The following is a 21,177-nucleotide window of genomic DNA, read 5'->3' as shown; positions in this document are numbered from 1 at the left end:
TGTTACTCATGCCAATCAAATTACAGCAAAAGGTGTATATTTGGATTGTACTTATCTTGACATCTGTACCATTGCTAACGAAAGCTGATAATCAGAAACTGCCTATACCCAGATTTGCCTCAATAAAGGCTAATGAAGTAAATGCTAGAGTTGGTCCTACGATAAAAGCCCCTATAGAATGGGTGTTTATTAAAAAGGGAGAACCAATAGAAATTATTGCAGAATATGAGCAATGGAGGCAAATTCGTGACATAAAAGGAGAAGGGGGTTGGGTACATTCGAGCGTATTATCCGGCAAAAGATCGGTAATTGTGGTAAGCCCAGATTTGGTAGCACTTACTAGAGTAGCTGATGATCCAAATAAAGTTGTTGCAAAAGTAAGTAATCATGTACGTTGTTTACTTAATAAATGCAGAAAAGATCATTGCCAAGTACGTTGTAAAAATTATACTGGATGGCTGCCTAAGAAACTATTATGGGGAGTATAATAATCCCATAAAATAGGACCAAAAAATAGATTAAATTTACAATTTATGTATTTTGTTTCATAATTATAAAGATATTCTATTTAAGGACGCACTTATTAGTACCTTATTCTGTTGACAAAATTCAATAATATTTTACCATTTCTTCCCTCGAATTCTGCCATAGTAACAGCTTCTGCAATTTGATCTATATTGTACTCAGTATCTATAGGCAGTTTTATATCTGCTCTAACAAAATGTTCTATCATTTGTTTAAATATTTCCTGTCTATAGTCTACTGGTTTACTATATACCCAATCTCGCAAATGATAAAATTCAAATTGTACATTTTTTTCTGTTGCATCAGTAAAGAAAGAAGCTGGAAGCTGTTGTCTAGACATTAGACCATATTGCAAAAATTTACCACCAAGATTAACTGCTTTTAGCAGTGTTGCTCCTGCATCACCACCAATTGCATCTAAAGCATAATCAACCCCTCTGTTATTTGTAAATTTTAAAATAGCATTAGAGAGGTCTTCTTCATTTGAGTTAATCACTTTCTTCAAACCAAGTTGTTCCAGTTTAACTTTATTCTCAACACTCCTTACAATTGAAATCAAATCAAAACCCAAGCTTTTAGAAAAACCAGCAATAATATGTCCACAAATTGAATTTCCAGCATTTATTACAAGAATGCCACTTTTATCAATTTTTAATTTATCAACTAACATTAACCAGCAAGTGAGAGGGTTAATATATAATTGTGCTGCTGTTCTATTATCAATTTCATCAGGTATTAAAACAGCTTCTTGAGCTGGAATAATGTTATATTCTTGCCAAGTACCTTTTCCTTTTAATGCCAGTACCCTTTTACCAACTAGGTGATTATTATTGGAGTCACCAGCAACACGAACAGTTCCAACTCCTTCAAAACCAGCTATTTTAGGGAATTCTACTCTGTCAGGATATATTCCTCTAATAGTTAGTAAGTCCGAAGGATTAATAGCACATGCATGCATTTGAACTAATAACTCGTTATCCAAAGGTGTTGGCATTTCTAATCTAACAATTTTTAATACCTCAGACGGATTACCAAACAAATTATACATAACTGCTTTATAAGTTTGTGGTAGGTTGAATTTTTTCATAATTGCAAGTCACCTAAATAAACTTATTCATTTTTAAAATTCCTTAGTACAACCTAATTATTACATTTTATATAAGTGACCACATAAATGGATTGATTCTTTAGATTATACATCCTCACAATGAAATCATTTTACTACGACTAAAGCCAATCTGGTTAACTATAAAACTGACTTGTTACGGTCATAATAAAGCTTCATAACTACAGAAGCAGTTTCTTCTATAGATCGTCTTGAAACATCAATTACTGACCATCCTTGTTGTTCACAAATTTGTTTTACTTGCATACATTCTTCCTGAACTACTTTAAAATTAGTATAACTAGTATTATCACTTATCTGTAAAGAATGCATTCTAGTTTCTCTTATTTCAATCAGTCTAGCTGGATCAATAACTAAACCAATTATAAGTTTCCCTTTTACATTACCTAAAAGGTCTAAAAATGGATAACCGTGTATATAAGGTACATTTGCTGTCTTAAATCCATTATATGCTAAATATACAGAAGTTGGAGTTTTTGATGTTCTAGAAGGACCAACCAAAATAATATCAGCTTCATCTAATTCACTAGTCATCTGACCATCATCATGTCTAAAAGTATAATCAATAGCGTGAATCTTATCAAAATAACTTTCATCAAATTTATAGTCATAAACTAAACTTTCTTCTGTTTCTACACCTAAAAAATCTGAAATCTCCTTTACAATTCTACCTACAACAGAAATACAAGGAAACTTCAAATCATAACAAAATTTGGTTAAATTTCTTCTTAGTTGGTAATCTGAAATAGTGTATAATACTATGCCTGGCTTTATTTTTATTTTTCTCAAAACCTCATTTAGTAATTCCGCATTTCTCAACATTGGCCAGTGATATAATTTTGACTCAATTTTACTAAATTGTAACAAAGAAGTATTAGCTGCATGTTTAACAGTTTGTATTGAAGAGTCTGAAACTAAGTGAACAATTAGCTTATTCATATATTTATTAGTCTTTGTGGATAATTTTTTTTCATACTTCAATAGTCTATATTAAAAATAACCATAAATTAGTCATATATATCGTTTATACAGAGATAAATAACCTATAAAATTTAAATAATAATTTTGTGGATAATTTTGTGTGTAAAATGATAAACATCCAATATCTCTCACGTTTTCTCACTTTAAACACATAAATTAATATAATTATCCACTAAAAAAATAATTATATAAATAATGTGAGTAATCATTACAACTAATATATTATACTAAGTGATTTAACAATAAAAAATGAGTATAACTACGTGTATATATAATATATCTACATATAAACAATCTCTACAACAACTAAAAAAATAATATATAAATATATAGATTAATATGGATTATTTTATGAACCAAATTTTACAAACTTTTAAGAAAAGTAATAATTTTGTACCAATTTGGCTAATGCGTCAGGCTGGTAGATATTTACCTGAATATCAAAAAATAAGAAAAACTGTTAGTGGTTTCCTAGATTTATGTTATGATATTAACAAGGCTGTAGAAGTTACTTTGCAACCAATAAGAAGATATAATTTTGATGCTGCTATAATTTTTTCTGATATTTTGGTTTTGCCTGATGCATTGGGATGGGGTGTTAAATTTGAAGAAAATATAGGACCAATATTACGTAAGTTTCAATCAAAAGAGGATTTTAAATATCTTAAAGGAAATTATAGTAGAAAGTTAAATGTAGTTTATGAGATAATAAATAAAGTCAAAGCAAATTTACCAGTTAATACTGCACTAATAGGTTTTGCAGGTGGTCCGTGGACGGTAATGACTTATATGTTGGAAGGAAGAGGTAAACAAAATTTTGAGACAAGTAAAAAATTTATTTATGAAAATAATAATTTAGCACAAGAACTACTAGACTTTATTACCGAGAAGACTATTATCCATTTAATAGGACAAGTAAAGGCTGGAGCGGATTTAGTACAATTATTCGATTCATGGGCGGGAATATTAGAAGAAACGGAATATGACCAGTTTGTTATACAACCGACAAAAAAAATAGTAGTAACTTTAAAAGAACAATTTCCGTATTTGCCTATTATAGGTTTTCCAAGGGGATCAGGGCTTTTATATGAAAAATACATTAGTAATACTGGAGTGGATGTTATTGGAGTAGATCAATTCGTACCTGTTAGTACTATGAAATTATGGAATGAAAAAGTTGTTGTGCAAGGTAATTTAGACCCTTTTATATTGCTTACTAATAAAGAAATTATCGCAGAAAAAGTAAATAAAATAATTTCAAATTTTAAAGAAGGAAATTTTATATTTAATCTTGGACATGGTATTTTACAAAATACACCAGTTGAAAATGTTGAATTTTTAGTTAATTATGTTAGAAAATTTAGATATTAAAATATCTCAAAAAAAAAATATAGCCATTGTACTTTTTAATCTTGGTGGACCGGATAGCTTAAGCTCCGTCAAGCGTTTTTTATTTAATTTATTCTATGATAGAGCAATCATTAACCTACCAAATCCCCTAAGATTTATTATTTCTAAAATAATATCAATTGCTAGAAATAAAAAATCTCAAAAAATATACTCTCTAATAGGTGATAAGTCACCTATTTTACAAGAAACGGAATCTCAAAGATTTGCTATTACAGAAAAATTAAAAAGCACTATAAATGATAACTTTAAAATTTTCATAGCAATGCGTCACTTTTACCCTAATTCCAAAGAAGCTATAAAAAGAATAAATGAGTATAACCCTTCAGAAATAATATTGTTACCATTATACCCACATTTTTCTAGTACTACTACTGGATCTTCAATTAAAGATTTCCTATCTTCTTTTCAAAATACATACTCAAATTCAAATATACCAATTAAGACTATTTGTTGCTATCCTATTGATGATCAATTTATTAATGCTCACTTATCATTAATAAAAGAATCATTAGAAAAGTTGAAAAACAAAAATATTTTTCGTATATTATTTTCAGCTCACGGGTTGCCTACAAAAATAATAAAAGCAGGAGATCCTTATCAGTGGCAGGTTGAAAGAACTGTAGAAAAATTAGTGTCTAATCTTAATATAGATAATTTAGATTATAAGGTAACTTATCAAAGTCGTGTTGGTCCGGTAGAATGGCTAAAACCTAACACAGAGGGTGAGATTGAAGTAGCTGGTAAAGAAAATAAATCTCTTATAGTTGTTCCAATAGCGTTTGTGTCAGAACATGTTGAAACATTAGTAGAATTAGATATTGAATATAGAAAAATCGCTGATAAATATAAAATAGAATATATTAGGACTCCTGCTCTTGGAATAAATAAATTGTTCATTAATAGTCTAACTAAAATGATATCAAATTTAGTTGATTACGGTGAAGAAACAAAAAATTTGATATGTAGTTCAATTAACAAAAAAATATGTCCTGATAATTTTACTATGTGTCCTTGTAATTTAAAAAGTTAAGTCAATATGAGGTAATATTAATGGCTAGTTATTATTTATGGTTTAAAGCATTTCATCTTATATCAGCAATTTCTTGGATGATAGGTATATTATACTTACCAAGATTATATGTTTATCATTCTAGAGTTATAGTAGGTAGTGAAACTGATAAGACATTTCAGTTAATGGAAAGTAGGTTAATCAGAATAATTATGAATCCTGCTATGATAAGTACTTATACTTTAGGCATAATCAATAGTTATATATATGGGTTAGTAGCTTTAGGAACATGGTTTTATATAAAAATGACAGCAGTTTTGGGTATAACTATTTTTCATGGCTTATTAGCTAGATGGAGAAAGGATTTTGTTGATGGAAAAAATAATCACTCTGAGAAATTTTATCGTATTATTAATGAAGTCCCGGCATTATTCATGATCATAGCTGTTATTATGGTTATTGTTAAACCATTTGATTAATTTTAATGTAATTACCTATTAGTGCATCAAAAAATTAGTGTATAGTTAGTATGATAAAATGGTATGAAAGTGAATTTTAATGCAAGTTGCTAAAATATTACTGCCACTAGCTAATCTTTTTCCACTGGATTATTTAATTCCAAATGGACTAGAATTAGCTACAGGAGACTTAGTAATAGTTCCTTTTAGAAATAAGGAATTGACAGGTATAGTTTGGCAATTAGATGTTGGGGGTTCAGAGAAATATAACAGAATCAAGTATATTAAACAGAAAGTACCACTTGAATTTAGACTTAATCATGAAATATTATCACTAATTAAATGGGCTACTAATTATTACATGGTGGAGCTTGGTTCAGTTGCCAAGTTGGTTTTGCCAATTGACGTTGCTGAACAGCCTATAAAAATAAAACATCAAGAGTTAAATAAAGATTTTATTCTACCACCCCTCTCAATAGAACAACAAAAGGCACTTTCTCTATTAATTCAATCTGACAAACCATCAATTGTTAAAGGAGTAACTGGATCAGGTAAAACAGAAATATATTTTCATTTATTAGCTGAATATTTAAGGCAAGGTAATCAAATATTGATAATGTTACCAGAAATTGCCTTAAGTCAGCAAATTATAAATCGTTTTGCAGAACGATTCGGTTTTAATCCAGTAATATGGAACTCTACGGTTACTAAAGCTCGAAAAAAGATGATTTTAAGAGGTTTGCTGAGCAATGAAATTAAAGTTATAATTGGTGCTAGAAGTAGTTTATTTCTACCATATCATAGTCTTGGATTAATTATTATTGATGAAGAACACGATAGTTCTTATAAACAAGATGAAGGTATATTATATAATGCTCGTGACGTGGCAATATTACGAGGAAGTTTATCTAAAATAAAAATAGTATTATGTTCAGCTACCCCCTCTATTGAAACAATTTATAATGTAAATACAGATAAATATCAATTAGTTGAATTGTCAAGCCGTCATCAGGAAGCAACTTTACCAGAAATTCAAATAATAGATATGAAGAAGGAAAAATTACCAAAGAATTCTTACTTATCTACAAAGTTAATAGCGTCAATTGGCGAAAAGCTGGCAAGCAAAGAGCAAGTGTTATTATTTCTAAATCGTAGGGGATATGCTCCATTAATGCTATGCAAGCTTTGTGGTTATCGTTTTACTTGCAATTCTTGTTCTGCTTGGTTAGTGGTACACAAATCTAGTAAAAAACTTGAATGTCACCATTGTGGCTATCAGAGTAGGATTCATATTGTTTGTCCAGATTGTTTGGAAAAAGATTCTTTAACTATCTGTGGTCCAGGGATTGAAAGAATAGAAGAAGAAACAAGATATTTGTTTCCTGATAGTAAAATTGCCGTAATTAGCAAAGACTATGCTCAGAAACCTAAAATAATTCATGAATTACTACATAAGATGGAACATTTAGAGATTGATATTTTGATTGGTACTCAGATGATTACTAAAGGTTATCACTTTCCCTATCTTACCTTGGTATGTGTTATTGATGCTGATCTTGGAACTGTTGGTAGTGGAGATTTACGATCAAGTGAACGTAATTATCAATTACTTCATCAAGTTGGAGGTAGGGCAGGAAGGGAAGATAAAAAAGGTATAGTATTAATGCAAACTTATTATCCAGATAATGCTATATTTGGTTATATAAAAAATGGAGGAGATCAATTTTTACAATATGAGCTTAAAACAAGACAAGCAGAGAATATGCCACCTTTTACCAAAATGGCATCGATAATTTTGTCTGGAAAAAATGAGCATAAAATATTTGAAATATCAAAAAATCTAGTTGCAATTGCCCCAAAAAGTTCGGCACGAATACTTGGACCATCTAGTTCATTAATGTCTAAATTAGCAGGAAAATTTCGCTATCGTATTCTGATCATAGTAGACAGGAAGTTTAATCTACAAAAATTTTTACAAATATGGTTAAGTTTAATCAAAATTCCTTCTTTTTGTCATTTGAAAATAGATATAGATCCTAAGAGTTTTTATTAATATATAGCTAACCATATTGATATTACTAACCCGGATATTGCATGAAGGTATCAATATTTATCTCTGAACCCATTGTAATATAAAGAGTTTAGAAGAATTGCACAAAAATACAAATTGTATATTTAAAATTTTATATATTTTAGCCTGTAGCCCTCATGAGACAAGGGCTATCACAATTGGTTCATTTCTATCATGCAATATCCGGGCTAAGTTTATACAATTTGTTAAACTGTATATTAAGAGCAATAAAAATGATTTTAAAGATGTAGAAGCAATGTGTGAATCGGTGGGTCGTCCTACGATAAGATTTGTACCAATAAATCGGTAGGTACATTATATAGTTTGGTGCTAGTTGTTTAGTCCCAGGGTGTAATGTTGTATATTATAAAGAATTACCATCAAGAGAGGAATTATGGGACAAATATTACACGGCTGTGCCAAAACGACAGAGGCAATACGTTTCGCAATCCAAAATAGTCAAGAGAGCTTAAAGACCTTAGCAAGAAAATATTCTATTAATCCTAAAACAGTTGCTAAGTGGAAGAAACGAACTACATTACAAGATACTTGTATGGGTCCCAAAGAACCATCTTCTACAGTATTAACTTCTGAAGAAGAAGCTATGTGTATAGCATTTCGTAAACACACTTTATTATCTTTAGATGATTGCTTATATGCTTTACAAGTTAGTATTCCCAAGCTTACTAGATCTTCTTTACATAGACTTCTTCAACGCCATAATGTTAGTAGGTTACCGGAAGTAAAAGGAAATAACAAAACCAAGAAGAAGTTTAAACTTTATCCAATTGGTTATTTCCATATAGATATTGCTGAAGTCAAAACAGAAGAAGGTAAACTCTATCTATTTGTTGCTATTGATCGCACTTCAAAGTTTGTGTATGTAGAACTTTTACCAAGATGTACCAAGACAGAAACAGCACAATTTCTTCGTAATTTAATTAAAGCTATACCTTATAAAATTCATACTATTTTGACAGATAATGGTATTCAATTTACTAACAGAACAGTAGATAAGCATGCTTGGATGCATATTTTTGATCGTATTTGCTATGAATACAATATTGAACACAGGCTAACAAAAGTTAATCATCCATGGACTAATGGACAGGTAGAACGTATGAATCGTACTATTAAAGAGGCAACTGTTAAACGTTTTTATTATGACAATCATCAGCAACTTAAACAACATTTATATGATTTTATCAATGCCTACAATTTCGCAAAAAGACTTAAAGCTCTTAAAGGTTTAACTCCTTATGAATTTATCATAAAAACATGGACATCTGATCCAAATAAATTTATTATTAACCCTAATCTCCACTCCCTGGGACTAAACACCTAGAAAATCAACATGTTATGTAGTTATTTCTTATGAGGGCGATTTAAAAGTCACAACTAGTGATAGAAAATGCTAAATTACAGAAACGAATGGTTATCATCGCGAGCCATGAAGTGGCGTGGCGATCCAAATAAACAGTTAGCTAATTTTATTTTTTACCGCTGCAACTTTTGGATTGCCACGTCGCCGTTTTGCGACTCCTCGCAATGACGTTTATGTATTTTCTAAAACAAATTTTCTATCATTAATTGCGACTTTTAAATCGCCCTGGTTTCTTATGAGTAATATTAGTCGAGTTAGCTTCAAATCTGATCACCTTGAGATGCTATTATTGACCTAATAAGTTCAACTATTTTTTGCCTAATCTGTGGATTTTGAATTTTGGTAAATACTTTAACAAGATATGATACTTCATCTGTATCATATTTTAAAGGTACTAAATATTCTGCCTTATCCTCAGCAATAATGTTATTTATAAACCTATTATTATCTTGTGTATCAAATAGGTAATCATCTGATGAATCAGTAGTTTCAGTTGTATTAATAAAATACTCAATAGAGACTCATAATTTAACAATTTTGCAAAAAAATACAATATACTTCCAGCTATTGGGGTGATAGCATCCTCATATTTTTGTATCTGTTTTACACTAAGATTAATAGCTTCACTCAATTCTTGTTGGCTTATACCCAGCATTACACGACGTTTTCTTAAACGCATACCGATAATTAGGTTTATTCTTTCTTTTGACTTAGTAGATTTATTCATGGTAATAATAATTTAATATTTATATATCTATTGCAACTAATAATAATATAGCATTTTAGCTTAATCAAGTAATTTTTTATTGATATTAATAAATTTATTATTTGCTATAAAATATTGAAAAACTGAACTTAGATTACATTTTTTATACCATTGATTTAAATTTTCTGAATTAGCATATTCTAATTTTTTGTAAAAGTAATTTCTCGTAATGACACTTAGAAACCAGCTTTTTTCCTTAAATTGATACATTATGTCGAATTACACTTTCACTACAAAATAAAAGGGTATGATTATTGTAACTGACCATCTACTATCCTATTGAAGCTTCTTGATAGAGTCTAAAGTAGTTTCTAAAATCATACTTGCTGCAATTGAATCATCTTTTTGGTTACGTTCTCGTCTTTTGACCCCTAAAGCTTTTAATAAGTTATTGGCAGCAAGGGAAGTAACTCTCTCGTCTTGTAGATATATAGGAAGATTTGTTGCACAACTTAGTTTTGTGCTGAATTCTAATACAATTGTAGTTTGTTCACTAGATTGACCATTCATACTAACAGGCAAACCTATGACTATACCACAAATGGAATAAGTTGTGACCAAATCTAATATTGACTTAATCTTATTTTCTTCTATTTTTTCATAAATAGTTTTTATTGGCATAGCGATAGTTTGTTCCTGATTTGAAATAGCGATGCCTGTTTTCCGCGTTCCATAATCTATGGCAATAATTGGTCTATTAGCTTGTAGAAGCTGAAAAAATTCTTGCAATGCTGTTATTATCATGATACCTAAATTATAATTTATATTTATACAAAGTATGCGTTTAATTATGTCAGATCTGATTCAAAAACACCTAGATAGTAGACTAATAAAACTATCTTTAGTTTTTGCCCTTATTTATTTCATATTTTTTAATTCAGTAGTTTCTTGTTATAAATTCAATTACTACAAGATAACTTTTTTGAAAGCTATATTGGAGTTGAGTAAAGACTTTCTGTATATTTATTTTACTTGTTTTATCATTTTTTTTGGTTTAACTATCCATCGGCTTGTTTTTATAATTGGGGCAATATTTTTATTTATAACGGGGGCAATTGCTAGTTATTATCTATATTTCTTTAAAATTTCTCCTACAAAAGAAATGATAAGTAGTTTTTTCTCCACTGACTTTAATGAAGTATACGAAATAGTCAGCATCAGGCTAATTATATGGTTGGCTTTTAGTTTGTTTAGCTGTCTTTATACAATAAAACATTTCTCAATGTTAGATAGTAAACTATTTGTCACAAAATTACTATCAGCAGTTTGTCTTTTAATTGCTGTTAATAATATTATTACGCCGCAATTCAAATTGCTAAACAGTTATTTTCCTATGCAATATCTACATAATACATATTTATATTTCTCTAATAGTAGTAGCAACAAAAACAGCATACGTGAAGATATAAGTAAGAAATTTTCTTTTACCGATCAATCTGATCAAAATATTATAGCTGTACTTGTTATAGGAGAATCAGCACGGTTTGATCATTTTGGTATTAACGGTTATTCTAGGGATACTACACCATATTTGGGTACTGTTGACAATCTTTTTTCATTTAAAGCACAATCTTCGTCTAATCATACATGTATCTCAGTTCCATCTCTTCTGTCTTGCCATTCTGCTAGGGATTTAGACAAAATCACAGAAGATACAAGTTTTTTATCAATTTTTACCATGCTGGACTTTAATACTAACTGGATTGGCACTCAGAGTTTGGTACAATATTTAAAGAGTAAAAACCCATATACAATTTATGATCATGTTAAGTTTAGCATGCTCCCTGGTGGTTCTGTTCTGTTAAAAAGGCTTGACCATGATGAGAAAATGTTACCTTATATTAAAAATATTGTAGATTCTGCTACTAAAGATGTTTTAGTTATTCATACAAGCGGTAGTCATTGGAAATATTCTGCTAGATATCCTCAAGAATTCCAAAAATTTACTCCTAAGTGTAATTCAACTGTTATGGTAGATCAAAGTACTTGTGATCTTGCAGAGTTAATTAATGATTACGATAACACTATTTTATATACTGATTTTTTTTTATATAACGTGATAGATTTATTAAAAAATAGTAACGCCATTCTAATGTATGTTTCTGATCACGCTGAATCTTTAGGAGAACATGGTTATTACGGTCATGGTGGACCAATGATCCCAGAACAAACTACAGTACCTTTCTTAGTTTGGGTATCGGATGAATTTAAAAAAAAACATCCTGACTTGGTGAGTTCTATAGCCAATCATTTAGGTACTGAAATTAGTCATGATTATGTATTTCATTCAATTCTTGATTGTGTTGGCATTCGTTCGACAGTGATTGACAAAAATTTAAGTCTATGTGGTAAGAAGTCAAATGACTAAGATTTATCTAATTGCTGGTGAAATATCAGGAGATTTTATAGGAAGTCGTTTGATGCAAAGCCTAAAAGATATCTGTGAATTGGAAGAAATGAAATTAGAGTTTGTCGGTATTGGTGGCAGTAAGATGCAAGAGGCTGGATTGCAGCATAGCCTTTTCCCTATTAGTCAAATAAATCTTATGGGCTTCGTCGAAATTATACCACATATTTTTAGGCTCACTAAGTTAATTAAACAAACTATTGACAATATTATTCAACATAATCCAGATTTGTTAATTACCATAGACTCACCAGGCTTTACTTATAGAGTGGTAAAGAAGGTTCGAGAAGCACGACCTAACTTAAAGATCATGCATATTGTCGCTCCATCAGTCTGGGCGTATAAGCCTTCCCGGGCTATAAAATACGCTCAAGTTTACGATTATTTGTTAGCGTTACTGCCATTTGAACCACCATATTTCCAAAAAGTGGGACTAGATTGTCGATATATTGGTCATCCAATGTTAGAACAGTATTTCTATGACAATCAAAATAAAGATCGGTTAAGGTGGGAATTGAAGATACCTATTCTTGCAAAATTACTATGTGTTACTTGTGGTAGCCGCAAAGGTGAGATAATAAGGCATGCACCTATCTTTATAGAGGCAATTAATCTGATAACAAGTCAATTCCCTAATCTTCAAGTGATATTTGTCTTGGCTGATCCTAGTCATCAATCTTTAATTAAATTATTTTTATCAGATGCAGTATTTAACTACCAATTCTCAACTGATCGACTTAAGATTTTTGCTACAGCTGATCTTGCTTTAGCAAAATCTGGTACTAATACTTTAGAAATTGCTGCTTGTAATATTCCAATGGTTGTTGCTTATAAATTAAATATCGTAAGTTTTTTTATAATAAAATTATTAATAAAAATACCTTACATTTCTTTGATTAACATTATCGCTAATAAGGAGATATTACCAGAATTGATTCAATTTAACTGTACTAAATCAAATATAGCAGCAAGGCTTACATCACTATTAGTTGATAAAAAAAAAGCAGCTGAACAAGTAAGAGAAAGCCAAAAAATCTTAATAGAATTAGGTTTAAAAGGGCATGGTTCTCCATCAACTGTTGCAGCCCATATTATAAAGTCAGAATGTTTAAGGATACTGTCATAGAATTATTTTAGTTATTCCCGACAGTGTCCTATGCTCTCATATCATAATTTAAAGATATAAGTGTCTAGAATTTCAACGAACGCTATATAGACTTTTAAACAGGTTTTGGCATTTGTTGAAGTATAAAGTTTTTCACTTTCTCAAATGCGGTGTTTTCAATCTGTCTAATTCTTTCCTTAGAAATTTTATATTCCATACTAAGAATATCCAGAGTTTTCGGAGAATCTGTTAATTTACGCTCAGTAAGAATATGTAATTCTCGATCATTCAATATCTTCATCGCTTGAGTTAACAAACTATGTTTATTAGCAGAATCCTCTTGGCTAATTAATTTTAGTTCTTGACTTGGACGAGTTTCTGGTAAAAATTCAATTAATTCGCTACCACCATCATCATCACTATTTACTAAATTGTTCAATGATAAATCCGGACCAGATAACCTAGCATTCATTTCACTAACTTCATTGCTTGTCACTCCAAGTTCTTGAGCAATTTGAACAAAATCCTGATCTGTGACAGCCCTAGAATATAGATTAGCAATTTTATGCTTAATTTTACCAAGACTAAAGAATAGCTTTTTTTGTGCTGCTGTAGTACCCATTTTAACCAAAGACCAAGACCTTAAGACATATTCATGGATTGAAGCTTTAACCCACCACAAGGCGTAAGTAGACAAGCGAAAACCTAAATCAGGATTATATTTCTTTACTGCTTGCATCAGACCTAAATTTCCTTCTGATACAAGTTCATTTAGAGGTAACCCATAGTTTCTATATCTAATAGCAATTTTTGCTACTAATTTCAAGTGGCTAGTTACTAACTTATGAGCAGCTTCTAGATCATTTTGTTCAAGATAGGCTTTGGCAAGTAAAAACTCCTCTTCTTGTGAAAGTGATGGGATTTTATTAATTTTTTGCAAATATTGATAAAACCCTGATTCTGCAGAAATTACTGGCACACTGATTTTGTTAGTCATATAATACCTTTAAAATAGATTGCTTTACTTACAATATAATTAAATCGGTTTATAATATCATAAGTTTAAGATGTTTTAAATAGACTTCTTATAAAAAATTGAAATTTGTATAGCTAACTTGATTCGCATTTAGCTATAGTAAACTGGTGTCATTGCGAGAAGCCACTTTAGTCACAGCTGTCGAAAGTTAGAATAGGAAGAGTTTTTAGATAGGACAATGTCATTGCGAGGAGCTGCTTTAGTAGCGACGAAGCAATCCAGAAAGTAATCAGAAGTGGATTGCCACTACACTCACGTGGTCTCGCAATAACGAAGTAACGCTAATCGGGTTAGACACTGTTAACAAAGCTTATTTAGTTGGTGAATAAAGTCTTTTTTGCTGCAAATTATAAGATTTTTTTGAAATAGGTACACTATTCCAGCAAAAATCTTATTAATTTTCGCTGAAAAATCCATTAATTCATCAATTAAATAAGCTTTGTTAACAGTGTCTAGCTATTAATTAAGAGAACAGAATAGTGTTACAAAAATCTAATAGGAAATTTGCCTTAGCCTTGGTTAGCTTAGCACTTAGTATGGTTTTTTTAAGCTTTGCATCGATACCAATTTACAATTTATTTTGTAAAGTCACTGGTTATGGCGGTACCACGGCAAGACAGGAGCTTAATATATATTCTCCTAAAAAGGGAACTAGAGTGATAACTATAGAATTTGACTCTAATGTTGATAGTAATTTACCTTGGCGATTTATTCCTAAACAAAGAAGGGCTACAGTTATCCCAGGACAAAATACGCTAATTTTTTATGAGTCTGAAAATTTAAGTAATGATGATATAATAGGAACTTCCGTTTATAATGTTACTCCTAATAAAGCCGGTAAGTATTTTGTTAAAGTACATTGTTTTTGTTTTGAAGAACAGCTATTAAAAGCAAGAGACAAAATGTTAATGCCCGTAACATTTTTTATAGATTCTGATTTTGAGGAAGATAAAGAAATGAATGATGTTGATACAATAACCCTATCTTATAGTTTTTATAAGGTAAGAGTTGTTGAAAAAGATTTAATGAAATTCAAATAATAATTTAAAAAGTAGAAAATTAGTATATATTTGTATAGCTAACCCGATTAGCATTTAGTTACAGTAAATTGACGTTTATTAACGAGGAGTCGAATACGGTGAAGCAATCTAATAAATGTGGATTGCCACTACACTCACGTGATCTCGCAATGACTGGAATATTTTTACCCAACGTCATATATGGACGAAGTCCATTGATGGGTTTGGATGGAGTTCACAACTGTCGAAAGTTAGAAGAGGGGGTTTTAAATAGGGTAACGTCATTGCGAGAAGACCGAAGGTCGACGAAGCAATCCATAAAATGATTAAATATGGATTACTTCGTCGTGCTTACGCACTCCTCGCAATGACATTTCCTTGCCTAAAAACAGCTTCCTCTTCTAACTTTCGACAGTTGTGGGACGGAGTCCATGCCATCATTGCGAGGAGTAGCATTGCTACGACGAAGCAATCCAAATCCAATCGTCTTCTTGGATTGCTTCGTCGCCACCAAAGTGGCTTCTCGCAATGACAACAATTTACTATGGCTAAATACTAATCGGGTTAGCTATAGATAATTTTAATAAAAAAGTTAATTATTTTATGACCATAACCATCCATACACTAGAAGAGTTTAAGAAAATGCATATTGCAGGCAAACTGGCTGCAAAAACCTTAGATTTCATTACTAATTATGTAAAACCAGGAGTGAGTACCATTTATTTAAATGATCTCTGTCATGACTTTATTGTATCCAATAATGCAATTCCTGCCCCTTTAAACTATAATGGCTTCCCGAAGTCAATTTGTACTTCTGTTAATCATGTAGTATGCCATGGTATTCCAAATAACAAACCTATTAAAAATGGTGATATAATAAACATTGATGTTACCGTAATTGTTGATGGATGGCATGGAGATACTAGTAGAATGTATTACGTTGGTGACGTTGGAATTAAAGCAAAACGCTTAGTGCAAGTTACTTATGATGCTATGATGATAGGAATTGAACTAGTGAAACCGGGAGTACATTTAGGAACTATTGGAAATGCTATACAAAATTATGTTGAGAAGCATAATTATTCCGTTGTTAGAAATTATACTGGTCACGGAATAGGGCGTATATTTCATACAGAGCCAAATATTCTACATTACGGTAAAGCTGGCACTGGCTTGGTATTGGAGGAAGGTATGTTTTTTACTATTGAACCAATGGTAAATGCTGGACATCACTCCACCCATCTTAGTAAATTAGACGATTGGACCGTCACCACAAGTGATAAATCATTATCAGCACAGTTTGAGCATAGTTTAGGTGTAACTAAAGATGGTTTTGACATTTTTACTTTGTCACCAAAACACTTGACATATCCACCTTATAAAATAGATTTATGAAAGATAATACTCCTCATTATATTGGGCATAGACAACGTCTAAGGCAACGTATTATTGTTTCTGCAGAGAATCTTGCAGATTATGAATTACTTGAAATGATATTATTTTCTGTAATACCTAGAAAAGATGTAAAACCATTAGCGAAGGAATTACTAACACGATTTGGTAGTCTCGCTGATTTAGTAAATACAGATAAAGAAAAACTGCTTAACATTAAAGGAACTAATGATAATTTATACATAAATTTTGTTATTATGCGTGAATTGACTAGGTTCTGTGAAGTTTTGTAAAAAAATAAATTAAAAAGAAGGAGAGGTAGTGTATTTTCTATTTTAGACAATCAAAAACACTACCGGAATGAATTATCATATAAAAATCAGAGAATGGCAACAAATTATTGAAATATTAAGAAAAAGAAAAGATATAAAAACAAGAAATGAGGATAAGCTTAGACGATTTATTGAAGCAATATGGTACATAACACGTTCAGGATGCCAATGGCGGTTGTTACCGAGTGTTTATGGTTCATGGCGAGCAGTGCATATGAGGTTTAAAACTTGGTCTAATAAAGGAATATGGACCGATTTGTTTGAGCAAGTACAAGCTAATCCTGACATGGAATCAACAATGATTGACGCTACTATAGTTCGTGCCCATGCATGCTCAGCAGGTTATAAAAAAGATAGCCAAGATCAAGAAGCTTTAGGGCGTAGTAAAGGAGGTTTTACTACTAAAATCCATGCCTTAGTTGACGCTCTTGGTAATCCTTTAAAGTTTATTTTAACTGCAGGTCAAAGACATGACATTACACAAGCCAACTCATTGGTTAAAGATATTAAAAATACTATGCTCCTTGCCGATAAGGCATATGATAGCAATGCTTTTATTGAGCAGCTTGAAGAGCAAAATTGTATAGCTGTTATTCCATCAAAAAAGAACCGAAAACAGCAAAGGGAGTACGATAAACATATCTATAAAGAACGTCATTCGATCGAATGTTTTTTTGGTAAAATTAAACATTTTAGACGAATTTTTTCGAGATTTGATAAAACTGCTACTGCTTTCTTGTCTTTTTTGCAATTTGTTGGAGCTTTTATATGGCTTCGTTAGAAAACTTCACAGAACCTAATAGGATACTAAAACAAAAAGTAATAAATCAGAATGTCATTAGTTCTTGGAGTATTCTAATAGACTATCTAAAAGCAACGATGGGTAATATGAAGACAGAACAGTTTCGTATCTTATTTTTAAATAAAAAGAATGTCCTGATTGCTGATGAAGTTTTAAGTCAAGGCACTATAGATCAGGCAACAATATATCCAAGAGAAATAATTAAAAGAGCTTTATTTAATGAAGCTGGGGCAATTATATTAGTACATAATCATCCAAGTGGTGTTAGTAAACCTTCAAATACTGATATTAAATTAACACACAAAATAGTAGAAACTTGTGCTAATGTGAATATATCTGTTCACGACCACGTGATTATTGCAGCTAATGAATATTTCAGTTTTAAATCTAATATGTTGTTATGAGTGATTTTACTAATTATAGTTTTTTATTTTTGTTATCTTTTATAGCAACAAGCTTTCTTACTTGGCTATTGATTTTCAATCTTCCATCTTTTGGAATGGTAGATATACCGAATCCACGTAGAACACATAATAGAATTACACCAAGAGGAGGAGGGCTTGCTATAGTAATAGTGCTAATAATTGGTCTTATCACCTATGAATATTTTACGACAAAAACGCTGATAAACTCAATTAAGATTGTACCCTTATTATTGATCATTTCTACAATTTCATTTTTAGATGATCTTATCTCTGTTCCTGTATTTATAAGACTAATTATTCACATAATTTGTTCTACAATAGGCATTATAATATTTTTATCTCCGGCATTATTGTTTCATCATGAATTACCATTATATGTTGATTTTGTGTTATCTATAATATACTTGACTACCTTTTTAAATATTTATAATTTTCTTGATGGGATAGATGGTATTAGTGGAGCTGAATCTATTCATTTATCTATTACCATATTAATAATTTGTTATTTAAAGCATGATATAATAATAAACATAAATTTTATAATTGTACTTAACGTCATCATATTGGCGTGTTCTATAGGTTTTTTGATATTTAACTGGCATCCCGCTAAAATATTTATAGGAGACGTAGGTAGTATAAGTTTAGGATTTTTACTAGGTTTATGTTTAATACTTATTTCAGCTTCTAGTATTGATTTATTTATTGCTTCATCTATTGCTAGTTTATATTACATGACCGATGGAGGATTAACCATATTAATTAGACTACTTAATAAGGAAAAGATTTGGCAACCTCATTTAAAGCATTTTTTTCAAAAAGCAGTTAGAAATGGTAAAACTCATAGGGAAGTAGTGTGTAGAATTATAATATGCAATATATTACTGATGGTATTATCAATCAGTTCTTTGTATTTTCCTTTAGTATCGACTATTCTTGCTGTATTAGTAGTAATGGTTACAATCATTAATTTTGCCCATGAAACCACTCAGCCATGACATCAACATAATTATTAGACGAATCTTTTGCAAGCAGCACCCATTGCTTGCAGAAATTATGATTAATTGGAGCAAGATTGTTGGATCAAAATTTAGTAGCAAAACTATTCCTCTAAAAATAGCTAAAATTAAAGAGAAAGGACAGTTAATAAATATTTTACATGTACAAGCAGAAAATTCGAGTATTGCTTTAGAAATATCATACTATCAACAGATAATCATTGAGCGTATTTCGGTTTATCTGGGTTTTAAGGCTATACATAGCATAAAAACTACAATTTATATACCGTGACAAAAAATTAATCATCATTTTTCCTGCAAAGAATTTTGCTCCAAACGACTTTTAAGCCCTGTGAAATCGACTATTTTTGCATCTTGCTCTTGGTTGGTAATCCTAGACACTTACAACTGTAGTATTAACGTAAAAAATAAGTTTTTACAAACTTTAATTTTAACATATAAAAAAGTTAAAATATACACATAACCATTTTAATAGTATATATTTATGCTCAGTAAAAAATAGATCAATTAGACACTTATATCTTTAAATTATGATATAAGTAATTGTAAGAGGGTGACTTGATAGACACTGGACTGAAATAGTCGTAAACAGAATAAGTACCCTCTTACAAAGTTTGCTTTGAACAAATTGCAGAAGGTGCTGGAAACAGCAGCCTTGCACAATAAGATGAAGGAGATTATATCATGAGTAAAATAATAGGTCTAGATGTAAGTAAAAAATGGTTAGATATATGTTTATATGAGTCTAACAATAAACCGATATATAATCGTTTTTCCAACGATAAGTTAGGGCATGAAGAACTGATAAAATTAACAAAAGAACAAGAAATTAAGCTAATAGTATGTGAACCTACTGGAGGTTATGAAGCGGATATTTGCCAAAAATTGTATAATAATAAACAACAGGTACATAAAGTCAATACATATAGCTTTAATTCATTTAGTAAATCGGTGAATTTGTGTAAAACTGATAAGAAGGACGCATTTAAATTAGCATATTATGGCGATAAGATGCAGCTTTCAGCTAATTATTTATATCAAGTTGAATCCGATACTTTGAAGAGATATCAGCAAAGGCGAGAAGATTTAGTATTAATGCTTAGCAATGAAAAGAAGAGGCTACATCATAGTATTGATGGTATTGATAAAAAGAGTATAGAAAAGCTCATTAAATTTTTACAGAATGAAATAGCTGAGCTTGATAAAAAATTAAGTGAAGTAATAGATGAGTCAGAAGAGTTGAAAGAGAAGGTAAAAATATTAGAGAGTGTGCCTGGTATTGGTAAATGCGTAGCTAAAAAACTAATTAGTTTTTTACCTGAATTAGGGAATAAAAATTATAGTAGTAATGAATTGTCAGCAATTGTAGGGATAGCTCCTTATGCCCGTGATAGTGGTAATAAGCAAGGACGAAGATTTATTAGAGGTGGCAGAAAAATACCACGATATGCTTTATATATGGCGGTATTGGCTGGTAAAAACGGTGTCAAAAATGGTTTTCAATATTTGAAAGCTTTATATGATAGGCTTGTTAACAATTTTAAACCTAAAAAGGTTGCTATAGTTGCATGCATGCGTAAACTACTTGAAGTATGCCATAAACTTATTCAACAAAAACGTTGTTTTGTTATTTAGATAAATATTTTTATTTTTTTGAAAATTTAGATAAAAGATAATTGCTGTTAACAAAGCTTATTTAATTGGTGAATAAAGTCTTTTTTGCTGCAAATTATAAGATTTTTTTGAAATAGGTATACTATTCCGGCAAAAATCTTATTAATTTTCGCTAAAAAATCCATTAATTCATCAATCAAATAAGCTTTGTTAACAGTGTCTAGAAACCTTCATAACATAGGTAATTCTTGAAATTATTTGGGTAGAAATACATAATATAACAATAAAACTAATGGGAA

Annotated in this window: 23 protein-coding genes and 1 pseudogene; 18 read left to right on the top strand and 6 right to left on the bottom strand. The window is 30.5% G+C overall.

Translation table 11 applies throughout. From position 1 onward, the window contains the following. Positions 1-8 precede the first annotated feature (8 nt). Positions 9-488, top strand: a complete 480-nt coding sequence (locus tag AAGD39_RS01630; RefSeq protein WP_341756900.1) for an SH3 domain-containing protein — start codon at positions 9-11, stop codon at positions 486-488. Between the two features lie 95 nt (positions 489-583). On the opposite strand, the gene AAGD39_RS01625 is transcribed toward AAGD39_RS01630, so the two are convergent. Both AAGD39_RS01625 and AAGD39_RS01620 read right to left on the bottom strand, forming a co-directional pair. Beyond that, positions 584-1,612 carry a zinc-dependent alcohol dehydrogenase family protein gene (locus tag AAGD39_RS01625; protein WP_341756899.1) on the bottom strand — a complete coding sequence of 343 codons (1,029 nt, stop codon included), beginning with the start codon at positions 1,610-1,612 and terminating at the stop codon, positions 584-586. Positions 1,613-1,771: 159 nt separating this feature from the next. Beyond that, positions 1,772-2,590, bottom strand: a complete 819-nt coding sequence (locus tag AAGD39_RS01620) for a pyruvate, water dikinase regulatory protein (protein WP_341756898.1) — start codon at positions 2,588-2,590, stop codon at positions 1,772-1,774. A 393-nt stretch (positions 2,591-2,983) separates the two neighbouring features. Here AAGD39_RS01620 and hemE point away from each other — a divergent pair, with 393 nt between their 5' ends. From hemE to AAGD39_RS01590, 6 genes and pseudogenes are all read left to right on the top strand, one after another. After that, the gene (gene hemE / locus AAGD39_RS01615) at positions 2,984-4,003 is read left to right on the top strand and encodes a uroporphyrinogen decarboxylase (RefSeq protein WP_341756897.1); all 1,020 of its coding nucleotides are present in this window, start codon (positions 2,984-2,986) and stop codon (positions 4,001-4,003) included. Continuing rightward, positions 3,981-5,072, top strand: coding sequence for a ferrochelatase (gene hemH / locus AAGD39_RS01610; RefSeq protein WP_341756896.1), 1,092 nt, complete (start codon positions 3,981-3,983; stop codon positions 5,070-5,072). Before hemE ends, hemH begins: the two co-directional genes overlap by 23 nt. A gap of 20 nt (positions 5,073-5,092) precedes the next feature. After that, positions 5,093-5,530, top strand: a complete 438-nt coding sequence (gene hemJ / locus AAGD39_RS01605) for a protoporphyrinogen oxidase HemJ (RefSeq protein ID WP_341756895.1) — start codon at positions 5,093-5,095, stop codon at positions 5,528-5,530. A 79-nt stretch (positions 5,531-5,609) separates the two neighbouring features. After that, a complete protein-coding gene (locus tag AAGD39_RS01600) occupies positions 5,610-7,562 on the top strand; it encodes a primosomal protein N' (RefSeq protein WP_341756894.1) in 1,953 nt (650 codons plus the stop codon). Positions 7,563-7,779: 217 nt separating this feature from the next. Then, a pseudogene (locus tag AAGD39_RS01595) lies at positions 7,780-7,881 on the top strand (IS110 family transposase); the annotation flags it as partial. 93 nt (positions 7,882-7,974) lie between these two features. Continuing rightward, positions 7,975-8,925 carry an IS481 family transposase gene (locus tag AAGD39_RS01590; RefSeq protein WP_341756043.1) on the top strand — a complete coding sequence of 317 codons (951 nt, stop codon included), beginning with the start codon at positions 7,975-7,977 and terminating at the stop codon, positions 8,923-8,925. Between the two features lie 469 nt (positions 8,926-9,394). On the opposite strand, the gene AAGD39_RS01585 is transcribed toward AAGD39_RS01590, so the two are convergent. After that, on the bottom strand, positions 9,395-9,691 hold the full coding sequence (locus AAGD39_RS01585; protein ID WP_341756893.1) for a helix-turn-helix domain-containing protein: 297 nt from the start codon (positions 9,689-9,691) through the stop codon (positions 9,395-9,397). 315 nt (positions 9,692-10,006) lie between these two features. Continuing rightward, a complete protein-coding gene (gene ruvX / locus AAGD39_RS01580) occupies positions 10,007-10,474 on the bottom strand; it encodes a Holliday junction resolvase RuvX (protein ID WP_341756892.1) in 468 nt (155 codons plus the stop codon). Positions 10,475-10,520: 46 nt separating this feature from the next. Between ruvX and AAGD39_RS01575 the strand changes: the two genes are divergently transcribed. After that, the gene (locus AAGD39_RS01575) at positions 10,521-12,098 is read left to right on the top strand and encodes a phosphoethanolamine transferase (RefSeq protein WP_341756891.1); all 1,578 of its coding nucleotides are present in this window, start codon (positions 10,521-10,523) and stop codon (positions 12,096-12,098) included. After that, a complete protein-coding gene (gene lpxB, locus AAGD39_RS01570) occupies positions 12,091-13,263 on the top strand; it encodes a lipid-A-disaccharide synthase (protein WP_341756890.1) in 1,173 nt (390 codons plus the stop codon). Before AAGD39_RS01575 ends, lpxB begins: the two co-directional genes overlap by 8 nt. Before the next feature lie 94 nt (positions 13,264-13,357). Here the strand turns inward: lpxB and rpoH are convergent, their stop codons facing one another. Beyond that, a complete protein-coding gene (gene rpoH / locus AAGD39_RS01565; protein WP_341756889.1) occupies positions 13,358-14,239 on the bottom strand; it encodes an RNA polymerase sigma factor RpoH in 882 nt (293 codons plus the stop codon). A 518-nt stretch (positions 14,240-14,757) separates the two neighbouring features. On the opposite strand from rpoH, the gene AAGD39_RS01560 reads away from it, so the two are divergent. Both AAGD39_RS01560 and AAGD39_RS01555 read left to right on the top strand, forming a co-directional pair. Then, the gene (locus AAGD39_RS01560; RefSeq protein WP_341756888.1) at positions 14,758-15,318 is read left to right on the top strand and encodes a cytochrome c oxidase assembly protein; all 561 of its coding nucleotides are present in this window, start codon (positions 14,758-14,760) and stop codon (positions 15,316-15,318) included. 98 nt (positions 15,319-15,416) lie between these two features. Beyond that, positions 15,417-15,623, top strand: a complete 207-nt coding sequence (locus tag AAGD39_RS01555; RefSeq protein ID WP_341756887.1) for a hypothetical protein — start codon at positions 15,417-15,419, stop codon at positions 15,621-15,623. Between the two features lie 56 nt (positions 15,624-15,679). Here AAGD39_RS01555 and AAGD39_RS01550 read toward each other — a convergent pair whose 3' ends face one another. Further along, positions 15,680-15,826: a hypothetical protein gene (locus AAGD39_RS01550; RefSeq protein WP_341756886.1), complete on the bottom strand. Its 147-nt coding sequence runs from the start codon at positions 15,824-15,826 to the stop codon at positions 15,680-15,682. A 74-nt stretch (positions 15,827-15,900) separates the two neighbouring features. Between AAGD39_RS01550 and map the strand changes: the two genes are divergently transcribed. From map to AAGD39_RS01515, 7 genes are all read left to right on the top strand, one after another. Beyond that, the gene (gene map / locus AAGD39_RS01545) at positions 15,901-16,692 is read left to right on the top strand and encodes a type I methionyl aminopeptidase (RefSeq protein ID WP_341756885.1); all 792 of its coding nucleotides are present in this window, start codon (positions 15,901-15,903) and stop codon (positions 16,690-16,692) included. Beyond that, positions 16,689-16,982 (top strand): UPF0758 domain-containing protein, encoded by a 294-nt coding sequence (locus AAGD39_RS01540; RefSeq protein WP_341756884.1) that lies wholly within the window; start codon positions 16,689-16,691, stop codon positions 16,980-16,982. The genes map and AAGD39_RS01540 overlap by 4 nt, the downstream gene beginning before the upstream one ends. Before the next feature lie 67 nt (positions 16,983-17,049). Further along, positions 17,050-17,802 carry an IS5 family transposase gene (locus tag AAGD39_RS01535; protein WP_341756107.1) on the top strand — a complete coding sequence of 251 codons (753 nt, stop codon included), beginning with the start codon at positions 17,050-17,052 and terminating at the stop codon, positions 17,800-17,802. Next, on the top strand, positions 17,790-18,227 hold the full coding sequence (locus AAGD39_RS01530) for a RadC family protein (RefSeq protein ID WP_341756883.1): 438 nt from the start codon (positions 17,790-17,792) through the stop codon (positions 18,225-18,227). Before AAGD39_RS01535 ends, AAGD39_RS01530 begins: the two co-directional genes overlap by 13 nt. Further along, the gene (locus AAGD39_RS01525; RefSeq protein ID WP_341756882.1) at positions 18,224-19,243 is read left to right on the top strand and encodes an MraY family glycosyltransferase; all 1,020 of its coding nucleotides are present in this window, start codon (positions 18,224-18,226) and stop codon (positions 19,241-19,243) included. Before AAGD39_RS01530 ends, AAGD39_RS01525 begins: the two co-directional genes overlap by 4 nt. Next, positions 19,224-19,535 (top strand): DUF721 domain-containing protein, encoded by a 312-nt coding sequence (locus tag AAGD39_RS01520; RefSeq protein ID WP_341756881.1) that lies wholly within the window; start codon positions 19,224-19,226, stop codon positions 19,533-19,535. The genes AAGD39_RS01525 and AAGD39_RS01520 overlap by 20 nt, the downstream gene beginning before the upstream one ends. 413 nt (positions 19,536-19,948) lie before the next feature. Continuing rightward, entirely contained in the window at positions 19,949-20,899 is a 951-nt protein-coding gene (locus tag AAGD39_RS01515) for a transposase (RefSeq protein WP_341756716.1), read from the top strand. Positions 20,900-21,177: the final 278 nt, after the last annotated feature.

The organism is Candidatus Tisiphia endosymbiont of Nemotelus nigrinus (assembly GCF_964026475.1).
Lineage (GTDB): Bacteria > Pseudomonadota > Alphaproteobacteria > Rickettsiales > Rickettsiaceae > Tisiphia.
The sequence above is the reverse complement of the archived record's forward strand: the minus strand, read 5'-3'. Positions and strand labels throughout refer to the sequence as shown.

Coding starts and splice junctions, on each gene's coding strand:
- AAGD39_RS01630 (WP_341756900.1), top strand. CDS start 9: ATGCCAATCAAATTACAGCAAAAGGTGTATATTTGGATTGTACTTATC.
- AAGD39_RS01625 (WP_341756899.1), bottom strand. CDS start 1,612: ATGAAAAAATTCAACCTACCACAAACTTATAAAGCAGTTATGTATAAT.
- AAGD39_RS01620 (WP_341756898.1), bottom strand. CDS start 2,590: ATGAATAAGCTAATTGTTCACTTAGTTTCAGACTCTTCAATACAAACT.
- hemE (WP_341756897.1), top strand. CDS start 2,984: ATGAACCAAATTTTACAAACTTTTAAGAAAAGTAATAATTTTGTACCA.
- hemH (WP_341756896.1), top strand. CDS start 3,981: ATGTTAGAAAATTTAGATATTAAAATATCTCAAAAAAAAAATATAGCC.
- hemJ (WP_341756895.1), top strand. CDS start 5,093: ATGGCTAGTTATTATTTATGGTTTAAAGCATTTCATCTTATATCAGCA.
- AAGD39_RS01600 (WP_341756894.1), top strand. CDS start 5,610: ATGCAAGTTGCTAAAATATTACTGCCACTAGCTAATCTTTTTCCACTG.
- AAGD39_RS01590 (WP_341756043.1), top strand. CDS start 7,975: ATGGGACAAATATTACACGGCTGTGCCAAAACGACAGAGGCAATACGT.
- AAGD39_RS01585 (WP_341756893.1), bottom strand. CDS start 9,691: ATGAATAAATCTACTAAGTCAAAAGAAAGAATAAACCTAATTATCGGT.
- ruvX (WP_341756892.1), bottom strand. CDS start 10,474: ATGATAATAACAGCATTGCAAGAATTTTTTCAGCTTCTACAAGCTAAT.
- AAGD39_RS01575 (WP_341756891.1), top strand. CDS start 10,521: ATGTCAGATCTGATTCAAAAACACCTAGATAGTAGACTAATAAAACTA.
- lpxB (WP_341756890.1), top strand. CDS start 12,091: ATGACTAAGATTTATCTAATTGCTGGTGAAATATCAGGAGATTTTATA.
- rpoH (WP_341756889.1), bottom strand. CDS start 14,239: ATGACTAACAAAATCAGTGTGCCAGTAATTTCTGCAGAATCAGGGTTT.
- map (WP_341756885.1), top strand. CDS start 15,901: ATGACCATAACCATCCATACACTAGAAGAGTTTAAGAAAATGCATATT.
- AAGD39_RS01540 (WP_341756884.1), top strand. CDS start 16,689: ATGAAAGATAATACTCCTCATTATATTGGGCATAGACAACGTCTAAGG.
- AAGD39_RS01535 (WP_341756107.1), top strand. CDS start 17,050: ATGAATTATCATATAAAAATCAGAGAATGGCAACAAATTATTGAAATA.
- AAGD39_RS01530 (WP_341756883.1), top strand. CDS start 17,790: ATGGCTTCGTTAGAAAACTTCACAGAACCTAATAGGATACTAAAACAA.
- AAGD39_RS01525 (WP_341756882.1), top strand. CDS start 18,224: ATGAGTGATTTTACTAATTATAGTTTTTTATTTTTGTTATCTTTTATA.
- AAGD39_RS01520 (WP_341756881.1), top strand. CDS start 19,224: ATGAAACCACTCAGCCATGACATCAACATAATTATTAGACGAATCTTT.
- AAGD39_RS01515 (WP_341756716.1), top strand. CDS start 19,949: ATGAGTAAAATAATAGGTCTAGATGTAAGTAAAAAATGGTTAGATATA.